Source organism: Propioniciclava sp. (assembly GCF_036744435.1).
Taxonomy (GTDB): domain Bacteria; phylum Actinomycetota; class Actinomycetes; order Propionibacteriales; family Propionibacteriaceae; genus Propioniciclava.
Window position 1 is genome coordinate 25,219 of sequence record NZ_DAIOIA010000031.1, and the last position, 1,991, is coordinate 27,209.

Annotated in this window: 3 protein-coding genes; 1 reads left to right on the forward strand and 2 read right to left on the reverse strand. The window is 72.4% G+C overall.

Going from position 1 to position 1,991, the window contains the following annotated elements:
- The coding region (locus tag V7E09_RS05995) for a pirin family protein (RefSeq protein ID WP_324523157.1) at nt 1–928 on the reverse strand (928 nt) is incomplete at its 3' end.
- Nucleotides 925–1,434: a glycine cleavage system protein R gene (locus tag V7E09_RS06000; protein ID WP_324511532.1), complete on the reverse strand. Its 510-nt coding sequence runs from the start codon at nt 1,432–1,434 to the stop codon at nt 925–927. The genes V7E09_RS05995 and V7E09_RS06000, both read right to left, overlap by 4 nt.
- A 93-nt stretch (nt 1,435–1,527) precedes the next feature.
- Here V7E09_RS06000 and V7E09_RS06005 point away from each other — a divergent pair.
- The coding region (locus V7E09_RS06005) for a hypothetical protein (RefSeq protein ID WP_324523158.1) at nt 1,528–1,991 on the forward strand (464 nt) is incomplete at its 3' end.

The following is a 1,991-nucleotide window of genomic DNA, read 5'->3' on the forward strand; positions in this document are numbered from 1 at the left end:
GCTGCGGGAGGAGCCGCACCGGCGGAAGCGGTGGAACCGGGGCGAGGTCGCCCGGGGCCACGCCTGCGGGCAGCGGGAACCGCGCCGGGTTCCCGTCTCCGACCCCGCGGGCTGCGTCGTAGTCGCGGACCCAGGACGCGATCTCGTCGTGGTCGGCGCCGAGGAAGTTCCACCACGGCACGAACGGCTCGGGGAGCTGACCGCCCAGCACCAAGGCCGGGACGACCGTCCCCGCATCCGCCTGCGCGGTCACCGCGAACGATGCCTGACCCGACACGACCGCCAGATGCCCCGGTGGCACCTCGACGCCGTCGACCCAGACCGGATCCTCCAGCGCGAGGACGCCGAACTCCCAGTCCTCGGGAACCGGCAACTCCAGCGGGTCGTGCGAGGCAAACCGCACCTCGGCACCCACGGCGGGGGAGAACACCTCGACCGGGGAATCCTCCCAGCCCAGTTCGCCGACGAAGATCGCGACCTCATGATCGCCGAACCGCACCGGCTCGGGCCAGAACTCCTCCACCGAGGCCGCCCGGTGCCGCTCCTGCGGCGGCAACACCAGCCCGAGCGCCACCCCGGCGGCAGGGTCGGCACCCACCGGTGCCTCCGCATGCACGGCGCCGTCCCCGGCGGTGAACATCAACACCTGGCCTGCGCGCACCACCGCGTCGGTGCCCAGACCGTCGGTGTGCCGCAACGCGCCACGAAACAACCACGTCATCGACTGCATGCCCGCGTGGCCGTGCGGCCTCGCCCCGGCCGTTGGATGATCCCCGGCGGCGGACGGCGAACCGGCGACGCCACCGAAGGCGTCCACGAACCACCACGGCCCGACGCTCAGGTGCCCGCGCTGAGGAATGGTGCGGGCGACCGACGTGCCGCCGTCCCCGGCCAGGGCCACTTCCGGGGCCAGCAGAGTGACGCTCACGCCTCCCCCCAGGAGAGGTCCACCATGAGCTCGGCGGCGATCCGCTCCAGGTCCGCGCGGACGGCGTCCAGATCGGACGGATCGTCCACCTCCACCGTCAGGCGCGCCTCGAACAGTCGGCCGCCCGTCATGGGGGCCTCCCGGGTGTCGGTGGGCAGCTCCAGAATCGACAACCCGTGCCGGGCCACGACCCGCGAGATCTCCTTCACGATGCCCGGCCGGTCGTTGCCGAGCACCTCCAGCGTCACCTGGCGGGCGGTCGGCGTCGCGGCCTCCTGCCCGCCCTGCACGACGACCTCCAGGCCGTCGATCGCCAGCGCGGCCGCGGTGAAGGCGGCGACCCGCGCGTCCGGCACCTCGACGACCACGATGCCGGCGAACGCCCCCGCCAGTTCCGCGAGCTGGCTACGGGTCCAGTTGCCCTCATGGTCGGCCACGACGCCGGCCAGCGCGCTGACCAGCCCCGCCCGATCCGTCCCGATCACGGTGATCACCAGGATGCTCATGTCGTCACCCTAGTCGCGAGCCGATGGCACGAACATGGCAACCGATGGCTCCGCCCTGACCCGGGCCGCCGCCCGCTCCTAGGCTGGTGAGTCGTGACGATGGTGGTGATCTGGGGCTGGGTGTGCGCCCTCGCAGGAACGTTCGCGTCGCTGCCCCAGGTGGTGCGGCTGCTGCGGGCCGGGACGAGCGACGGTGTGTCGCTGCTGATGTGGCAACTCCTGCTGGGAGTCGGCATCGGCTGGACGGCGCACGGCTTCACCGTCGGCCACGCCAACGTCGTCGTTCCCAACCTCGCCAGCGCCCTGTTTGCCGCCTGCGTCGTCGCGATGGTGCAGCGCGACCGCGGCCTCCCGTCGGCCCGGGTGTGGCCGCTGGGGATCATCGTCGGCATCGCCTGCATCGCCGTGGAGCAGTTCGGCTCCTCAGCCCTGTTCGGCATCGTCGTCATTCTCCCGATCGCGGTCGGGGCGCTCGGCCAGACGCGGGATCTGCTCCGCTCACCCGACATCACCGGCCTGTCCGGCAGCTACATGGTGGTGGCGTTCGTGCTGCAGGG